The following is a 14,497-nucleotide window of genomic DNA, read 5'->3' as shown; positions in this document are numbered from 1 at the left end:
AACACCGTGACCGCAGTCTTTGATATTTTTTCTGATCATCACGGCCCACAAATGGGCATCGAGTACGCCTCCCGCGATGAGATCATCGCCCTGCAGACGCAACGCGCCAAGAACGAGCTGCGCCATGCGTACTACAACGTCCCCCACTACAAGAGGGCATTCGACGAGGTGGGCGTCCACCCAGATGACTTCCGGGAGCTGGCGGACTTTGCCAACTATCCGTTTACGGATAAAGAGACCCTGCGTGCGGAGTACCCCTTCGGAATGTTCGCGGTGGATCAAGGCCAGGTTGCACGCATCCACGCCTCCTCCGGCACTACCGGCCGACCGACCGTGGTGGGATACACCCAAAATGACGTGAAAATCTGATCCGAATTAGTCGCCCGCTCCTTGCGCGCCGGCGGCCTTCGTCCCAGCGATAAAGTCCAGATCACCTTTGGCTATGGTCTCTTTACCGGAGGGCTCGGCGGGCACTACGGCGTTGAGCAACTTGGCGCCACCGCGATTCCTACTTCCGGCGGACAAACCGAGCGGCAGATCCAGATCATGCGGGATTTCCAGCCAGATGCGATCCTTGGAACGCCTTCTTACATGCTCAATCTGCTTGATCGCATGCGCAAGGAAGGAATCGATCCGCGCGAGAGCTCGCTGCGGGCCGGTGTCTTCGGCGCGGAGCCCTGGAGCGAAGGAATGCGCCGCGAGCTAGAAGCGGGCTTCGGAATCACCGCCACGGACATCTATGGCCTCTCCGAGGTCATGGGACCAGGCGTGGCCCAAGAGTGCGTGGAAACTAAGGATGGACTCACCGTGTGGGAGGACCACTTCTACCCGGAGATTGTTGATCCGCAGACGCTACAGCCGGTCCCCGATGGACAGTTTGGAGAGCTTGTTATCTCCTCGCTGACCAAGGAGGCTTTTCCCATCATTCGCTATCGCACGCATGATCTCACCCGCATTCTGCCGGGCACTGCTCGTTCCATGCGGCGCCTCGACCGCATCACCGCACGCAACGATGACATGATCATCTTGCGCGGCGTCAACTGCTTCCCCTCGCAATTCGAGGAAATCATCACCGAACACCCCTCCCTGCGTCCGCGCTATCAATGTATTTTGTCTAAGCGAGGACGTATGGATCACCTAGAGATTATTGTTGAGCACAAGCCTGAGCTCTCGCTGGCCGAGATCGAGGATTCCAGTCTGTGGCTACGGGCCCAGATCAAAAACCGCATCGGCATCACGGTTGGCGTGGATGTGGTGGACTCTGTCGACTCTGGCGAGGGCAAAGCCAAACGCATCGTCGACAAGCGCGGCGAATAGTCACGCGGCATTTTTAGTGACCATTTCCTTCCATTCCGTCCCATTCATGCACCCATAGAGAGAAGAAACCCTGTGTCTGCACCAGTCATCAGCTCCAAGAAAGACGAGCCTGGCATTACTTCAGAGCACAAGCGCGTGCTCGCTGGCTCCATGGTCGGCACCACCATCGAGTGGTTCGACTTCTTCATCTACGCCCAGGCCGCCGGCCTCATCTTTGCTTCCCAATACTTCGATCCTGTATCCAACGCTAATGCCTCGCTGGCCCAGATAATTTCCTGGGCCTCGCTGGGAATCTCCTTCCTCTTCCGGCCCCTCGGCGCGATTATCGCCGGCCACCTGGGAGATCGCATCGGTCGCAAGCCGGTCCTGGTCATCACGCTCATCGGCATGGGCCTAGCTACGATGCTCATGGGCCTTTTGCCCAACTATGCCGCCATCGGCATGGCTGCCCCCATCCTGCTTGTGGGCCTGCGCATCCTGCAGGGACTCTCCGCCGGCGGCGAATGGGGAGGCGCCGCGATGCTCGCCGTCGAGCACGCTCCTTATAAGAAGCGCGGCCTCTTCGGCGCCTTCCCGCAGGTCGGCGTGCCCCTGGGCATGTTCTTGGCCACCATTTTCATGCTCATCCTCTCTGCAGTGCTGAGCACCGAGCAATTCGTGGCTTGGGGCTGGCGTATTCCCTTCCTCTCCTCGGTTGTCCTCATCGTGGTGGGCTACTTCATTCGGCGCGTGGTTGAGGAGTCCCCCGCCTTCGTCGAACTCGAGCAGCTCAAGGAGAAGTCCTCGGCTCCGCTGGCTGTGCTATTCAAGGAGCACTTCGGCACCGTGGTCAAGTGCGCGCTTATCTTCGCGGCCAATAATGCGGTGGGCTACTTCGTCATTGCCTACTTCACTTCCTATGGAACCAAGGTGGTGGGCTACACCCGCACCGATGCTCTTGCCGTCGCTCTCGTTGCCTCGGTGGGCTGGTTCATCGGCACCTTGTACTTCGGCCACCTCTCCGACCGTGTGGGACGCAAAAAGATGTTCATCATCGGCTACATCGCCCTCGCAGCCTGGGCCGTGCCGGTCTGGCTCGCGGTGGATTCCGCCAACCTTGTGATCTTCGGCGGCGCGGTGGTTATCCTGGGCCTTTTGCTGGGTGCGACCTATGGCCCGCAGTCCGCACTTTATGCCGAGATGTTCCCGGTGAGGGTGCGCCTGTCCGGCGTATCCATTGGCTACGCCTTCGGCTCCATCATCGGCGGCGCCTTCGCCCCCATGATCGCCGAGATGCTCTATACGCAGTTCCAGACCTCCATGGCCATTGCCGCCTACGCCATCGGCATAACCTGTGTCTCTCTTATCGGCGTGGCCCTTATCCCCAAGGGCATTCAGGACCGTGACCTGCACGTCTAGCGCGTGGCATTGCAAGGCAAAACAAGCCCGGCTGTCGAGGGGATGACTCTATCTCTTCGGCCGCCGGGCTTGTTGCGTTGTTTAACGGTCCCTTCGGTTTTTGAGTGCATTGGTTCTCTTGGTCAGTTGTTCTGAATACCGAGATCTCCTTGATTCAGCATGAGCCTAACCGTTCAGGGTAACTCGGTTGGCCTTGCCACCGCACTGCCTAGTTCTGGCTAGCCGGCATGGCTGTGGATAACTGGGGCGGTGTGGGTGGGTTATCCACAGTTGTCCTTATACGGTGCGGGTTGGGGATTGTCGCACCGCTTGGCGGTGCCTTAGCGTGACGGTCATGGGCTTACAGGAGTATTTCGCACAACTCGGCCAAGGCATCGACCTCGTGGCCGAGTGCTCGGGGCTGTCTGCCCCAGACCTTGAGAAGATGGGGGCCAGCACACACGATGCCGCCGAGCTTATAAGCCTGCACACCATCTACTTCGGCACCACCCCCTACACCGGCAAGCAACGCCTAGCTGTTGACGCGGCCAGGCGCAATGGGCATTGTTTAAGCACCCTGCGCTTGATTGAGTCTTTTACCCGCCGCGTCAAAGAACAACGAGCCGCCTGGAACCTACGTCTAGAGTTATGTGCCACACCAGGTGAGCAGGTTAGCGCGGTAGCCAAGCGCAGGGTGCGTGAATTACGAGTCCCTCACAAGTACCGTGAGCGTGCACTGTTGCGCCAGCACCCCAACGGTCTAGCCACGCTTACCGTGACCGGCAATGCGTTGGATATGGCAGATGCTTTCCGGACCATTGACCAACAACGACCAGGGGCAAGTTTTGTTGCCCGCATGCTCGGCAAGACAGGCGCAGCCCCGGCTGCGCGTACCCGTGTGACTACCATGGCTGTCCTCCAGTTGGAGGACTACGGGAAGATTCTGCGCCGTAAGGGCGACGATGTGTTAGTGCGCACGACTAGTGGGGCTGTTGTCACCGGCGCGCAGCTTGTTGAACGCGCCTGTGCTAACGAAGGACTCATTACGGTGATAAGCCGTACGCNNCCGCTTTGAGCGCTTCGCATCACTCAAGCAGCGCACGATGCTGGCAGCAGAGCATCCTACCTGCGCGTGGCCGGGCTGTAACACCCCGGCAGAACGGGGGCAGTTTCATCATCTCACCCCCTGGAAGCATGGTGGGGAGACTAACGTTTCCAATCTGGTGACTTTGTGCAGCTATCACAATGGGGTTAATGAGGATGATCCGAATGCGCCACCACGCCGCGGGCGCCTTACCCGCAAGCGCGGGACAATAGTCTGGCAGCCCCCGCACACCAGCCGTTAGGACAACAAGCCTAACGGCGGCTTAGCAAACCCCAAAACCAGCCGAGCCAGAGTGCTTCCGCCGTGGCCGACATGCCCATTGGGTCGATGCGCGGTGGGAAAACAACAACATCAACGCAGGTAGGGCACCGGCCAGCGTAGTTGACGGTGCCAGCTTCGATACCTAAGCCATTTACCGGCAAGGGACCCGCTTTTAACTGTCACTCCCACCAGGCACTCTAAAATCGGAAGAGCTGGTTCAAACTAGTTGATGGTGACCACGGTGCGTCCGTGGCGCGAACCAGCGAGTAGCTCCTTGCCTGCATCGATGACCTGGGGTAAGGCGATGGTCTCCGTGAAGGAATCAAGGACTGCCATGTCGAGCTTGGATGCCAGCAGGCGCCAGGCCTCGTTGCGGTAGTCCAAGGGCGCATCGACGGAGTTGACTCCGGTGAGGGTGACGTTGCGCAAGATGAAGGGCATGACGGAGGAGGACAAGTCTGCACCGGCGGCCATGCCCGTTGCAGCGACGACGCCGCCCCATTGCATCTGCGCTAGGACGTTGGCCAAAACCGTCGAGCCGGACGTGTCCACTGCGCCGGCGTAGTGGGCCTTTTGCAGCGGGCGCCCTGGCTGGGCAAACTCAGCGCGGTCGATGACCTCCGCGGCACCGATGCGGTGCAGATAGTCGCCGTATTCCTGCACGCGACCAGTCAAAGCATGCACCTCATAGCCCTTGTTGGCCAGGATATTGACGGTCACTGAACCGACTCCGCCGGTGGCTCCGGTAACCAGGACCGGCCCCTCAGGCATCTCGTGGGTGCTCAGTGCGTTGACGCAGAGCGCGGCGGTATAGCCGGCGGTGCCAATGGCGGCAGCCTGCTCAGCGGTGAATTGCGCGGGGATAGCGACGGTGGCATAGGAATTCACCCGCTGGGAATCCGTATAGCCGCCGTGGCGAAACTCGCCCAAGCCGTCGCCGAAGGAGGCGACGAGCGACCCCACGGGCAGGCGCTCCACGGCGGAGCGTGCCACGGTTCCCACGATGTCGATGCCAGGCACCAAGGGGTTTATCCGCATCACGCCCTTGTTTCCATCCAAGGCCATAGCGTCCTTGTAGTTGAGTGAAGAATGGGTGACGTCAATGAGAACGTCACCCTCATTGAGATAAGATTCCTCCCCGAAAGAATGCGTGATGGTGTTGTCTGCATTACGGCTAACCAAAAGTGTGCTCATAAGCACCATCCTACGCACTTAGCGGCGCAGTGTTTTCTCAGCTGCAGGACAGTCCGTGGCGTGGTGAGCCTAGTAAAATTCACCCACTATGGTTTTCTTAGACACAATGCAGATTCACCCACGCAATAGGCTCGCCGCGGACCGACCCGCGCGTTCCAAGCGCCGCCCGCACTCGGTGGGGTGGCGCTTGGGAGTAGTCGCGATCGTGGTTCTTGCAGTTATTGCGGTGGTGACGCTGGCCCGGACACTCCTGCACATTCCCGGCATTGTCGACGCCTCGGCGCACGCCACCCGTGATCTCAACCTCTGGCCACTAGGCGGGTTCCGCCGCTCCTCGCTGTGGTACGCGCCGTGGCTAAATACAATCGGAAACCTGCTGCTCTTTCTGCCTTTTGGTGCCACTGCTCTGGCGGTGGGCAAGACCTTGGGCAAGGCCGCACGTCCCAGCATCCGGCGCCTTGCCTTCGGTGTGAGGGGGGCGGTTTTCTTGGGCTTCCTGCTCAGCCTAGCCATTGAGGTATCGCAGTATGTTTTTGCCATCGGCTATAGTGATATCGACGATGTCATCTTCAACACACTCGGCACCGCTGTGGGTGCCGGAATCTATGCGCACCTGGATAAGGGCGGCCGCCTCACGGCGTTGCGTGCCATCACAGCCGTGGGCTGCGGCCTGCTCCTTGCCGTAGTCGGGGCGAACCTCGCCGGAATCATCGGCTAAGGGCTACCCCTGCTCCGCGTTCCACTATATGGCCATTCGCCCAGCTTGAGGAGGTGTATTCCGCACCCAGCGCCTCAAATGTAGCTAGCGGTTTATCTGAGACCACCCCATTTATCTGATCCACCCCGTACTCCTCGAGGAGGACGGGGGCCAGCGGAGTAGAAGGCCCCAGCAAGGTGGTCTGCGCCTGCCGTGAGAGCTCGATTAGGCGCGGGGCCGTCTTGTTGACAAAGGCCGAGCCGGAGATGAAGACGAAGTCACATTCTGGCAAGAGGTATTCGGCAGCGGAATCTGGGTAATCACCCTCATTGAGCTGGCGCTCGAGCATATAGAACTCGGCGGCGGAATGCAGAGCCTTCGGCGCAAAGGGGAAGTGGCCAATGACCGCAACCTTCTTGCCCGTCACGCGCTCGCTAAAGGGGCTAAACACTCGGTCCCAAGATACCCCTGCTCCCACGTTGCCTCCTTGAGCTGAATCTTCGGCAAAGCCGTGCTCTGCGGCCACGGCCGCGGTGGAATAATAGGAGTTCAGAGCCGCCAGCCCAAAGGAAGCCTCTGAAAAGTTCCAGCTTTTGGAAAGCTGGGCTATGGCGCGCACCGGAATCCCCACATAATCATCCATCATCTGCGCTGGGCGCGAGGAAGCACTCATGGTCAGCGCGATGCCGCAGCTGGGGTTGTTGGTGTAGATGCGCGTCCACCGCGGGCCCTGAGCGGCACGTACTACGGTAATATCGCGCGGAATTGCGTCAATGAGCTCGTCATATAGGTCCCATGCTGACATCTGCTTATCCTCCGCCTCTTAGTGAATCTGCACCAGTCTAGGCGCGCAAGAATCATGCTAGAGGGCAGGCGCGGATTAACCTACGTTTTTTTCACTGAGCTGACAGCGTGCACTCATAGAGCGCACTCTAAGGAATTCGCATGACTGGGAAGGGCCACGGCCGGCGCAGCTCCTCGCGGTAGGTCTCGAAAGGGTAGCCCAGGGAGACCTCAACATGGCTGATGCCGTCCACCCGCGTCTCGGCGGGGATGTGTAGGTGCCCGTGGATGGCCAGCCGGGCATTATAGCGCTTGGCCCATTCCCGAGTGGCGCGCGTGCCGCACCACAACGCGATTTCCCTGTGCTGCAAGCGGTGCGTTGCTTCCTCCACCAGCGGCCAGTGGTTGACCAGTATCTTCGGACCAGGAGTTTCCTCCAGCCGTGCCTCAGAGTATGCGATTCGCTCCGCACACCACTGCGGGATATCCACGTAGGGAGCAATAGCCAGCTCATCATCCAGCTTGACCGTGGCGGCATCGATAGCCTGACGCGCGCTAAGCCCGGCGGGCCGGAAAGAATAGTCGTAGAGGGTAAAGAGCGGGCAGACCGTGACATCACCAAAGCGCGGGAAAGGGTCCTCGGGTGTGAACACCCCGAGGACCCTTAGCTGACCCACCAGCATGCGGTAGCGAGCCTTGCCGTTGAAGCGATCAGACTTGCGGTTGAAAAGCTCGTGGTTTCCCGGCACCCAGATCACTGTGGCAAAACGCTCGCTGAGCAGCCGCAGCGTGCGCACCACGTCGGGGATGCGCTCGGCCACGTCACCGGCCACGATGAGCCAATCGCCAGGATTGTGCGGAGCAAATTCCTCCACCACCTGCTGGTTTTCCGCGAAAGTGGTGTGGAGATCACTGACCGCCCACAGGGTTTTTGACATGGCGTTTAGTCTATATGGCTCGGTAGGGTCCAATTGAGATCCGCCCCAGTGAGTTCACAGGCCGCTTAGCGCTGAGCGCGCAGCAGCCGCGCGATGGCTTGGGGTACGGCCGCGGCAATCTGGGAGGCCGAGCAGATACCCATGCCCTCCGGCGTCTGTGCGGCGATGGCGGCGGCGTGCTGGTGGATGGCGGCGGCGTGCAGTAACTCGTCGACGACGTTCAGCTCATCCGCGGTGGTGAGCGCCCCGGCATCCTCGTGCGCCGGATCTTCTGGATCTGCCTCGGCCCATCGGTCGCAGAGGTGCTCTTCGAGGTGAAGCTGCGCTAGCACGGCACCAATGATCCCGGAGAGCACATCACCGGAACCGGGCGTCGCCGCATAGGAATGGCCTGCGTTGAAGGCGAAAGCCCCGGTATGTGGCCCCGCTACGACAGTATTGCGGCCCTTATGCAGCACGAAACATCTAAGCTCCGTGGCCAGGTCGCGCACGTTGGCGGCGACCCCGCGCCGCGGATCGAGGTCGCGTTCGAAAGCGGCCCCATAGATGCGGGCGAACTCCCCGGCATGCGGGCTGAGAATGACCAGCCCGTGGGCCTTAACCAACCGGCGCAGACTGGGGTGGAGGGCAAGGAGGGTGATCGCGTCGGCGTCGACAAGCAGCGGCTGAGAGTAGTGGGTGAGGAGATATTCGAGCTCCGCGCGCGCCGCCTCGTCAGTGCCACGCCCCGGGCCCACAACCCAACACTGGGCGTGGACATCCGTGGCATCGGCGTGGAGGACCACCTCGGGCAGGTGCTGGACGGTTTCCGCGTTGCCTACCACCCGCACCATCGAGGGCGTGGCACGCACCGCGCCTGTGGCGGCGAGGATGCCCGCGCCTGGATAGCGACTACTACCTGCACAGATGGCGGCGACCCCGCCGCTGTACTTGTCGCTCGATGCACCCGGTGTGGGATCGATTATCGGGCCGGTGCAGCCCACCGGACGTGGCGCAGTTGTCCACCCGCCGTGGGTATCGCGGATCGTCGCCGTGGGCCAGGTATAGGTGGCGGGCAGCGTGGGTTCATAAGCTATCGCTCCGACGGGCGCGCCCGCCGAGTTCATGCCTTGTACTCCGCCTTGTTCGAGCTCCTCGGCGAAGCTGCGCGCCGCGCCGGGCAGCTGCAGATCACATAAAACCACCTCGCCACACTCGGAGGCTGCTATCTGCCCGGCGCGCGCCAGGCCGAAACTGACGGTGACCGTGGCGTGGACGGCATCGGCGGCGGCAAAGCCGGTATCGGCATCAATGCCGGTGGGCATGTCGATGGCCAGCACTGGCACGCCGCGAGAGAGCACCTGGCGGTAGAGCTCAAGGCCCACACCGGCCAGCCCCCGGGCGGAGGCCAGTCCCGCCACGGCATCGATAAGCAAGGCAGTGGAGTCTGCCAGCTGTGCGTCCTCCGGCGCGAGGAAGCGGCCGCCGGCCGCGCTAAACGCCGCGCCCGCGCTGTGGTGTGAGGTCCCTGCTATGGGATAGGCATCCACCGCATATCCCTGTGCGGCGAGGAAAGCCCCGGCATAAAGGCCGTCCCCTCCATTGCCGCCAGGGCCGACAAGGACGAGCACGCGCCGCCCGGCGTGGGCATCGAGCATGGCGGTGGCAGTAGCGGCGACCCCACGTGCAGCCAGGCGCATGAGTTCGTCGGGGAAGCGTTGCTGCGCCAGGAGCGCGGATTCGGCGGCGCGGACGGATTCGACAGTGAAGGCTTTACGCATGTCACCGAGTCTAGGCTTTCCCCAACTGCGAAGTAGATGATTTTAACCGGCCTGGCAGTGCGGACACCAAAACAGATTGCGCCCGTCCATGACTTTTTCGCTGATGGGGCCACCGCACACGTAGCAGGCGAGGCCGGCGCGGCGGTAGACGTAGACTTCGCCGCCGTGATCGTCGCGGCGCGGGTCGCGGCTCATGGCCTCCGGGGTGTGGGCGGGCCGCACGGTATCGATGCGCCCAGCTTCCACGCCTTGGGGCATGAGCTCGAGCAAGTCTTGCCAGAGGGCGTCGAACTCGGCTGCAGTTAGCTGATTGCCGGGCCGGAAGGGCGAGATGCCCTGGCGAAAGAGCACCTCCGCGCGGTAGATACTGCCCACCCCGGCAAAAAGGTGTTGATCCATGAGCAAGGAGCCGATAGCGCGCGGCGAGCGATGAACCTTGGCCCAGACGGCCTCCGGATCGGCGTCCGCGCGCAGCGGATCCTGGCCGATCTTGGCCAGGGCCGCGCGGTAATCCTCCTCGGTGATAAGGCGGCACCACTGCGGTCCGCGGAGGTTCGCCGCGCGGGTTTCGGTTGCCAAATGCAGGCGAATCTGGCCGTGGAGATCGCTGGGTTCCTCGAAGCGCAGCTGCCCGATGAGCCCTAAGTGAATGTAGATGATATGCGCCGGGTGGGGAGCATCGAAGTGCAAGAAGAGATGCTTGCCAAAGGCCTCAGCCCGGGTGAGACGGGAGCCTGTGACCAGGGCTGCCTCCGCAGAAAAGCGGCCTTGGGGGCTGGTGACGCGCAGTGTCCGGCCGCGGAAGTCGGCGTTGAGGGAGCGGGCGAGACGGTGGATGACGTGACCTTCGGGCATAGACCTACTCTAGAACCCTGCGGTTGAGGTGCCGGTGATAGCGCAGGCTTAGGGCGGGGAGAGGACCGTGCAGTAGAGTTGGGAACCGATTGGCGGGGGAAATTCTCTACGTAGAAAGGCACCGAGGCGTGGCGCGCACATTAGGTTTTGACCGCGAGAAGTACATCGAGATGCAGTCGGAGCACATCGCAGCCCGGCGCAAGGAGATAGGCGGCAAGCTCTACCTGGAAATGGGCGGCAAGCTCTTCGATGACATGCACGCCTCCCGGGTGCTGCCCGGCTTTAGCCCGGATAACAAGATTGCGATGCTCGAGCGCATCAAGGAAGACGTGGAGATCCTAGTGTGCATCAACGCCAAGGACATTGCCAGGCACAAGGTGCGCGCGGATCTGGGAATCTCCTACGAGGAAGACCTGCTGCGCTTGGTTGACGTCTTCCGCCAGCGTGGATTCTTGGTCAATACCGTGGTGATGACGCAGCTGGAGGAAGGCAACGTGCAGGCCGAGGCTACTATCGAGCGCGTGCAAAGGCTGGGGCTTAAAGTCGCGCGCCACCGGGTCATCCCCGGCTATCCGGCGAATACGGAGCTCATCGTCTCCGAGGATGGGCTCGGGCGCAACGAGTTCGTCGAGACCTCGCGCGACGTTGTCGTGGTCACCGCGCCGGGGCCGGGTTCAGGCAAGCTGGCCACCGCGCTCTCGCAGGTCTATCACGAGTTTCGGCGCGGCAACCGGGCTGGTTATGCCAAGTTTGAGACCTTCCCCATCTGGAACCTGCCGCTAGAGCACCCGGTCAATCTTGCTTATGAGGCCGCCACGGTCGATCTCAATGATGCCAATGTCATCGACCACTTCCACCTTTCCGCCTATGGCGAGTCCACCGTCAACTACAACCGCGACGTCGAGGCTTTTCCGCTGCTCAAGGTGTTGCTGGAGAAGTTGACTGGTTCCACGCCTTATCAGTCCCCGACAGACATGGGCGTGAACATGGCTGGGTTTAGCATCATCGATGATGAGGTTTGTCGCGCCGCCGCCAACCAGGAAATCATCCGCCGCTACTTCCAGGCCTTGGTTGAGGAGGCGCGCACCGGCAGCGATTCCACCAAGTCAGATCGCGCGGCCGTGGTCATGGCCAAGGCGAAGATCAAGGTCGAGGATCGCCTAGTCGTCGCCCCTGCCCGCGCCCGGGCTGAGGAGACAGGGGAACCGGCGGCGGCTATTGCGCTTGGCGATGGCACTATCATCACCGGCCGCACCTCCGAACTGCTTGGTTGTTCCGCGGCGATGGTGCTCAACGCGCTCAAGCACTTAGCCGGAATCGACGACGGCGTGCACCTGCTCTCCCCAGGGGCAATCGAGCCTATTCAGACGCTCAAGACCCGCCACCTAGGCTCCCGCAACCCGCGCCTGCACACCGACGAGGTGCTCATTGCGCTCTCGGTCTCAGCCGCCACGGATGACAATGCGCGCCGGGCCTTGGAGCAGCTACGGGAACTAGCCGGCTGCGACGTCCATACCACCACTATCCTGGGCTCAGTGGATGAGGGAATCTTCCGCAACCTCGGCGTGCTTGTCACCTCCGATCCCGCCTTCGCCCGCAAGCAGGCGCTCTATCAGAAGCGCTAAGTGTTCGGCACTAGTTGGTCGGGGGCCGTGAGCCGATTTAGAATCTAGCCGTGAGTATCGGCAAAATTCTTCTCTATTACTGCTTCACCCCGCTCAAGGACCCTGAGGCGGTTATGCTGTGGCAGCGTACCCTCTGCGAGTCCTTAGGGCTCAACGGTCGCATCCTCATCTCCTCCCACGGTATTAACGGCACCGTGGGCGGGGATATGGAGGCCTGCAAGCGCTACGTGCGTGCCACCCGCGAATACCCCGGGTTCAAGAAGATGGAATTCAAGTGGTCTGAGGGCAGCGCCGCGGACTTCCCGCGCTTGTCGGTGAAGGTGCGCGAGGAGATCGTGGCCTTCGGTTCTCCAGAGGAGATCAAAGTCGATGCAGACGGCATCGTCGGCGGCGGAGTGCACCTTAAACCCGAGCAGGTCAACGAGCTGGTGGCTCAGCGCGGCGAGGATGTTGTGTTCTTCGACGGCCGCAATGCCATGGAGGCTGAGATAGGCAAGTTCAAAAACGCCGTCGTGCCCGATGTAAAGACCACGCATGACTTCATCGCGGAGATAGAATCCGGCAAGTATGACTGGATGAAGGACAAACCCGTGGTTTCCTATTGCACGGGTGGAATCCGCTGCGAGATTCTCTCGGCGCTGATGATAAACCGCGGCTTTAACGAGGTCTATCAGATAGACGGCGGGATTGTGCGTTACGGCGAAAAGTACGGCAATGAGGGGCTCTGGGAGGGTTCCCTCTACGTCTTCGACAAGCGCATGCATCACGAGTTTGGGCAGGGTGTGCAGGATCCCGGCTTTATCCAGCTGGGACACTGCGTGCACTGTGGGAAGGGCACGAACTCCTTTCACAACTGCATCAATGAGGATACGTGCCGCCGTCAGGTGCTCATCTGCGCCGATTGCGCCTCTCACGTGGCAACTCAGCATTGCGGGCGGGCCGATTGCGTGGAAGTAGCACGCGCCGCCGCTGGCCCGGCCTAGCAGGGTGAAGGGCCGCCTGGGTTCTAGCTGCCGGGAGTGAGAATCAGCTGAATGTTGTTGATGGTCCAGATCATGAAGTTGAAGGCGAGGATCCAGAAGATTCCCATCCAGGCGCGCCAACGCAGGTAGCGCCGCAGCTTGATCACCATGATTACCGCGTCACCGATCATGGCGCTTAGCGGGATGATCAAGGTCAAAAGACCCCAGATGGTGCGCTGAGTGGGGGAGCACAACCAGGTGGCTTCCCCACTCTCACACAGCGGGCCGCCCATGAGCCGCATGATAAGGGCTAGGACAAAGGCAAAGACGGCGGAAGCGACAAGGGAGATGACCATGAACGCAATGGCCTGGCGGGTAGATCGACGGTTGGCCTCTGCTATCTGCAAAGGATCTGGCTGATCAGCTAGTTCATCGAAACTATGCGGCTCTGGCCGACGCAGGTTGGCATAGTCTGCGTCTGAGGTCAGATCGTTTTCGGGGTGTTCCCGATTGCGCTTCGGAGTCATGGAATAGATGTTAGCCATAACTTAGCTATAACACGGACGAACGAGAACCGGCACCCGCATGTGTGGGAGGAGTGCGGTGGCGGTAGATCCCAGGAATACGCGGGCCAGTGCTCCTTGGGGTACCGAGGCCAAGCAGACTAGATCCCCCTTCTTCCACTTCAGGGCATCGACGGCACCGGCCCAGCCGCTGCCGGTGCCGATGGCGGAGGTGACCTCTAGTTGTGGGAAAGCATCGAGGACATAATCGCGCGCACGATCGAGCATAGACAGTGAATCCTCCCGCCACTCCGAAGCCAGCTTGGAAATGTCAATCTTGTCGTGGAGCGGGGTTTGAAAGAGCCCATCGGCAGAGAAGGCCAGAATGCGCAGCGGGGTATTCCAACTATCTGCAAGATGGGCTGCGGCTAGGAGGGAGTTCTTTTCGGTATCGGCGCGATCGCCCATGCCACCGAGCCCGCTGCGATCTGTGAGGGCGAAGTTAACCCGAGTTACGCCGTGCTTGGAGAGCTTGATACCGCGTGGGACTAGCCCGAGCGGGACGGGAGAATAGTGTAGGAGGGAATCTGCGGTAGAACCCGCGAAGAAGCGGCCCTTGGGGGCGGCCTGGTTGGGGCCGAGCAAAATGGCATCTGCTCCGAAGTCCGCGGCCATCTCCGTGAGGAGGTTCGGGCGCGAAGGCCCATCCACCAAAACGGAGGGTTTCTTATCCCAGAACTTCTTGTCGATACCGGCTGCGGTGAGTTCATGACGCACCGTCTCGGCGCAGGCGGCGGCTTCCGCTTTGAACCACTTCTTATACTTCCCGCCGAGTTTTGAAAGGGAGGTAGAGCCCCAGGGCTGGAAGAGCGTGGAGACCACGCGGACCTGGATGGGCATGGTTCGCCCCAACCACGCGGCGAATTCTATCGCCTCATTCCCGGTGGAGTGCGGGCTCCACGAGACGAGAATCCTGATGGGAGCGCTGGGATCCATCTGGAGGAGAAATGCGGAGGCGGTGTCGGAGTTTTTCTTTGCCATTAATGCAAGCACCTATAAAGAGGTGAAGAAGAGGTGGGGAAGATGAACGAGGAAAGTAAAGAAATTTCTTGCCTCATTA

The 14,497-nt window shown here is 61.1% G+C and carries 12 protein-coding genes and 1 pseudogene; 6 read left to right on the top strand and 7 right to left on the bottom strand.

What is annotated here, in order from left to right; translation table 11 throughout:
- Positions 1 to 6: 6 nt before the first annotated feature.
- From B2696_RS04370 to B2696_RS11520, 3 genes and pseudogenes are all read left to right on the top strand, one after another.
- Positions 7 to 1,317 (top strand): annotated as a pseudogene (locus B2696_RS04370) (AMP-binding protein).
- Positions 1,318 to 1,389: 72 nt separating this feature from the next.
- Positions 1,390 to 2,715: an MFS transporter gene (locus tag B2696_RS04365; protein ID WP_376778872.1), complete on the top strand. Its 1,326-nt coding sequence runs from the start codon at positions 1,390 to 1,392 to the stop codon at positions 2,713 to 2,715.
- 1,082 nt (positions 2,716 to 3,797) lie between these two features.
- A complete protein-coding gene (locus B2696_RS11520) occupies positions 3,798 to 4,040 on the top strand; it encodes an HNH endonuclease signature motif containing protein (protein ID WP_286954168.1) in 243 nt (80 codons plus the stop codon).
- Positions 4,041 to 4,282: 242 nt separating this feature from the next.
- Here the strand turns inward: B2696_RS11520 and B2696_RS04355 are convergent, their stop codons facing one another.
- Positions 4,283 to 5,263 carry an MDR family oxidoreductase gene (locus B2696_RS04355; RefSeq protein ID WP_376778874.1) on the bottom strand — a complete coding sequence of 327 codons (981 nt, stop codon included), beginning with the start codon at positions 5,261 to 5,263 and terminating at the stop codon, positions 4,283 to 4,285.
- 97 nt (positions 5,264 to 5,360) lie between these two features.
- On the opposite strand from B2696_RS04355, the gene B2696_RS04350 reads away from it, so the two are divergent.
- Entirely contained in the window at positions 5,361 to 5,972 is a 612-nt protein-coding gene (locus tag B2696_RS04350; protein WP_286954165.1) for a VanZ family protein, read from the top strand.
- Here B2696_RS04350 and B2696_RS04345 read toward each other — a convergent pair.
- The 4 genes from B2696_RS04345 to B2696_RS04330 all read right to left on the bottom strand — a co-directional run bounded on the left by B2696_RS04345 (position 5,962) and on the right by B2696_RS04330 (position 10,287).
- The gene (locus tag B2696_RS04345) at positions 5,962 to 6,756 is read right to left on the bottom strand and encodes a DUF364 domain-containing protein (protein WP_286954164.1); all 795 of its coding nucleotides are present in this window, start codon (positions 6,754 to 6,756) and stop codon (positions 5,962 to 5,964) included. The two genes, B2696_RS04350 and B2696_RS04345, sit on opposite strands and share 11 nt — an antisense overlap.
- A gap of 127 nt (positions 6,757 to 6,883) precedes the next feature.
- Positions 6,884 to 7,672, bottom strand: coding sequence for a metallophosphoesterase family protein (locus B2696_RS04340; protein ID WP_286954163.1), 789 nt, complete (start codon positions 7,670 to 7,672; stop codon positions 6,884 to 6,886).
- Between the two features lie 65 nt (positions 7,673 to 7,737).
- Positions 7,738 to 9,432 carry a bifunctional ADP-dependent NAD(P)H-hydrate dehydratase/NAD(P)H-hydrate epimerase gene (locus tag B2696_RS04335; protein ID WP_286954162.1) on the bottom strand — a complete coding sequence of 565 codons (1,695 nt, stop codon included), beginning with the start codon at positions 9,430 to 9,432 and terminating at the stop codon, positions 7,738 to 7,740.
- 42 nt (positions 9,433 to 9,474) lie between these two features.
- Positions 9,475 to 10,287 carry an Fpg/Nei family DNA glycosylase gene (locus B2696_RS04330; RefSeq protein ID WP_286954160.1) on the bottom strand — a complete coding sequence of 271 codons (813 nt, stop codon included), beginning with the start codon at positions 10,285 to 10,287 and terminating at the stop codon, positions 9,475 to 9,477.
- Between the two features lie 128 nt (positions 10,288 to 10,415).
- On the opposite strand from B2696_RS04330, the gene B2696_RS04325 reads away from it, so the two are divergent.
- Positions 10,416 to 11,912, top strand: coding sequence for a DUF1846 domain-containing protein (locus B2696_RS04325; protein WP_286954159.1), 1,497 nt, complete (start codon positions 10,416 to 10,418; stop codon positions 11,910 to 11,912).
- A gap of 50 nt (positions 11,913 to 11,962) precedes the next feature.
- Positions 11,963 to 12,895 carry a rhodanese-related sulfurtransferase gene (locus B2696_RS04320; RefSeq protein ID WP_286954157.1) on the top strand — a complete coding sequence of 311 codons (933 nt, stop codon included), beginning with the start codon at positions 11,963 to 11,965 and terminating at the stop codon, positions 12,893 to 12,895.
- Positions 12,896 to 12,918: 23 nt separating this feature from the next.
- Here B2696_RS04320 and B2696_RS04315 read toward each other — a convergent pair whose 3' ends face one another.
- Positions 12,919 to 13,401: a hypothetical protein gene (locus B2696_RS04315; protein WP_286954156.1), complete on the bottom strand. Its 483-nt coding sequence runs from the start codon at positions 13,399 to 13,401 to the stop codon at positions 12,919 to 12,921.
- Positions 13,402 to 13,422: 21 nt separating this feature from the next.
- Positions 13,423 to 14,418 carry a universal stress protein gene (locus B2696_RS04310; RefSeq protein WP_286954155.1) on the bottom strand — a complete coding sequence of 332 codons (996 nt, stop codon included), beginning with the start codon at positions 14,416 to 14,418 and terminating at the stop codon, positions 13,423 to 13,425.
- Positions 14,419 to 14,497: the final 79 nt, after the last annotated feature.

Origin of the sequence: Corynebacterium sp. UBA4397 (assembly GCF_002390965.1) — a bacterium.
Classification (GTDB): domain Bacteria; phylum Actinomycetota; class Actinomycetes; order Mycobacteriales; family Mycobacteriaceae; genus Corynebacterium; species Corynebacterium flavescens.
Note: the sequence above shows the minus strand (reverse complement) of the source record. Positions and strands in the feature narration are given on the sequence as shown.

Coding starts and splice junctions, on each gene's coding strand:
- B2696_RS04350 (WP_286954165.1), top strand. CDS start 5,361: ATGCAGATTCACCCACGCAATAGGCTCGCCGCGGACCGACCCGCGCGT.
- B2696_RS04355 (WP_376778874.1), bottom strand. CDS start 5,263: ATGGTGCTTATGAGCACACTTTTGGTTAGCCGTAATGCAGACAACACC.
- B2696_RS04335 (WP_286954162.1), bottom strand. CDS start 9,432: ATGCGTAAAGCCTTCACTGTCGAATCCGTCCGCGCCGCCGAATCCGCG.
- B2696_RS04310 (WP_286954155.1), bottom strand. CDS start 14,418: ATGGCAAAGAAAAACTCCGACACCGCCTCCGCATTTCTCCTCCAGATG.
- B2696_RS04315 (WP_286954156.1), bottom strand. CDS start 13,401: ATGACTCCGAAGCGCAATCGGGAACACCCCGAAAACGATCTGACCTCA.
- B2696_RS04330 (WP_286954160.1), bottom strand. CDS start 10,287: ATGCCCGAAGGTCACGTCATCCACCGTCTCGCCCGCTCCCTCAACGCC.
- B2696_RS04345 (WP_286954164.1), bottom strand. CDS start 6,756: ATGTCAGCATGGGACCTATATGACGAGCTCATTGACGCAATTCCGCGC.
- B2696_RS11520 (WP_286954168.1), top strand. CDS start 3,798: ATGCTGGCAGCAGAGCATCCTACCTGCGCGTGGCCGGGCTGTAACACC.
- B2696_RS04340 (WP_286954163.1), bottom strand. CDS start 7,672: ATGTCAAAAACCCTGTGGGCGGTCAGTGATCTCCACACCACTTTCGCG.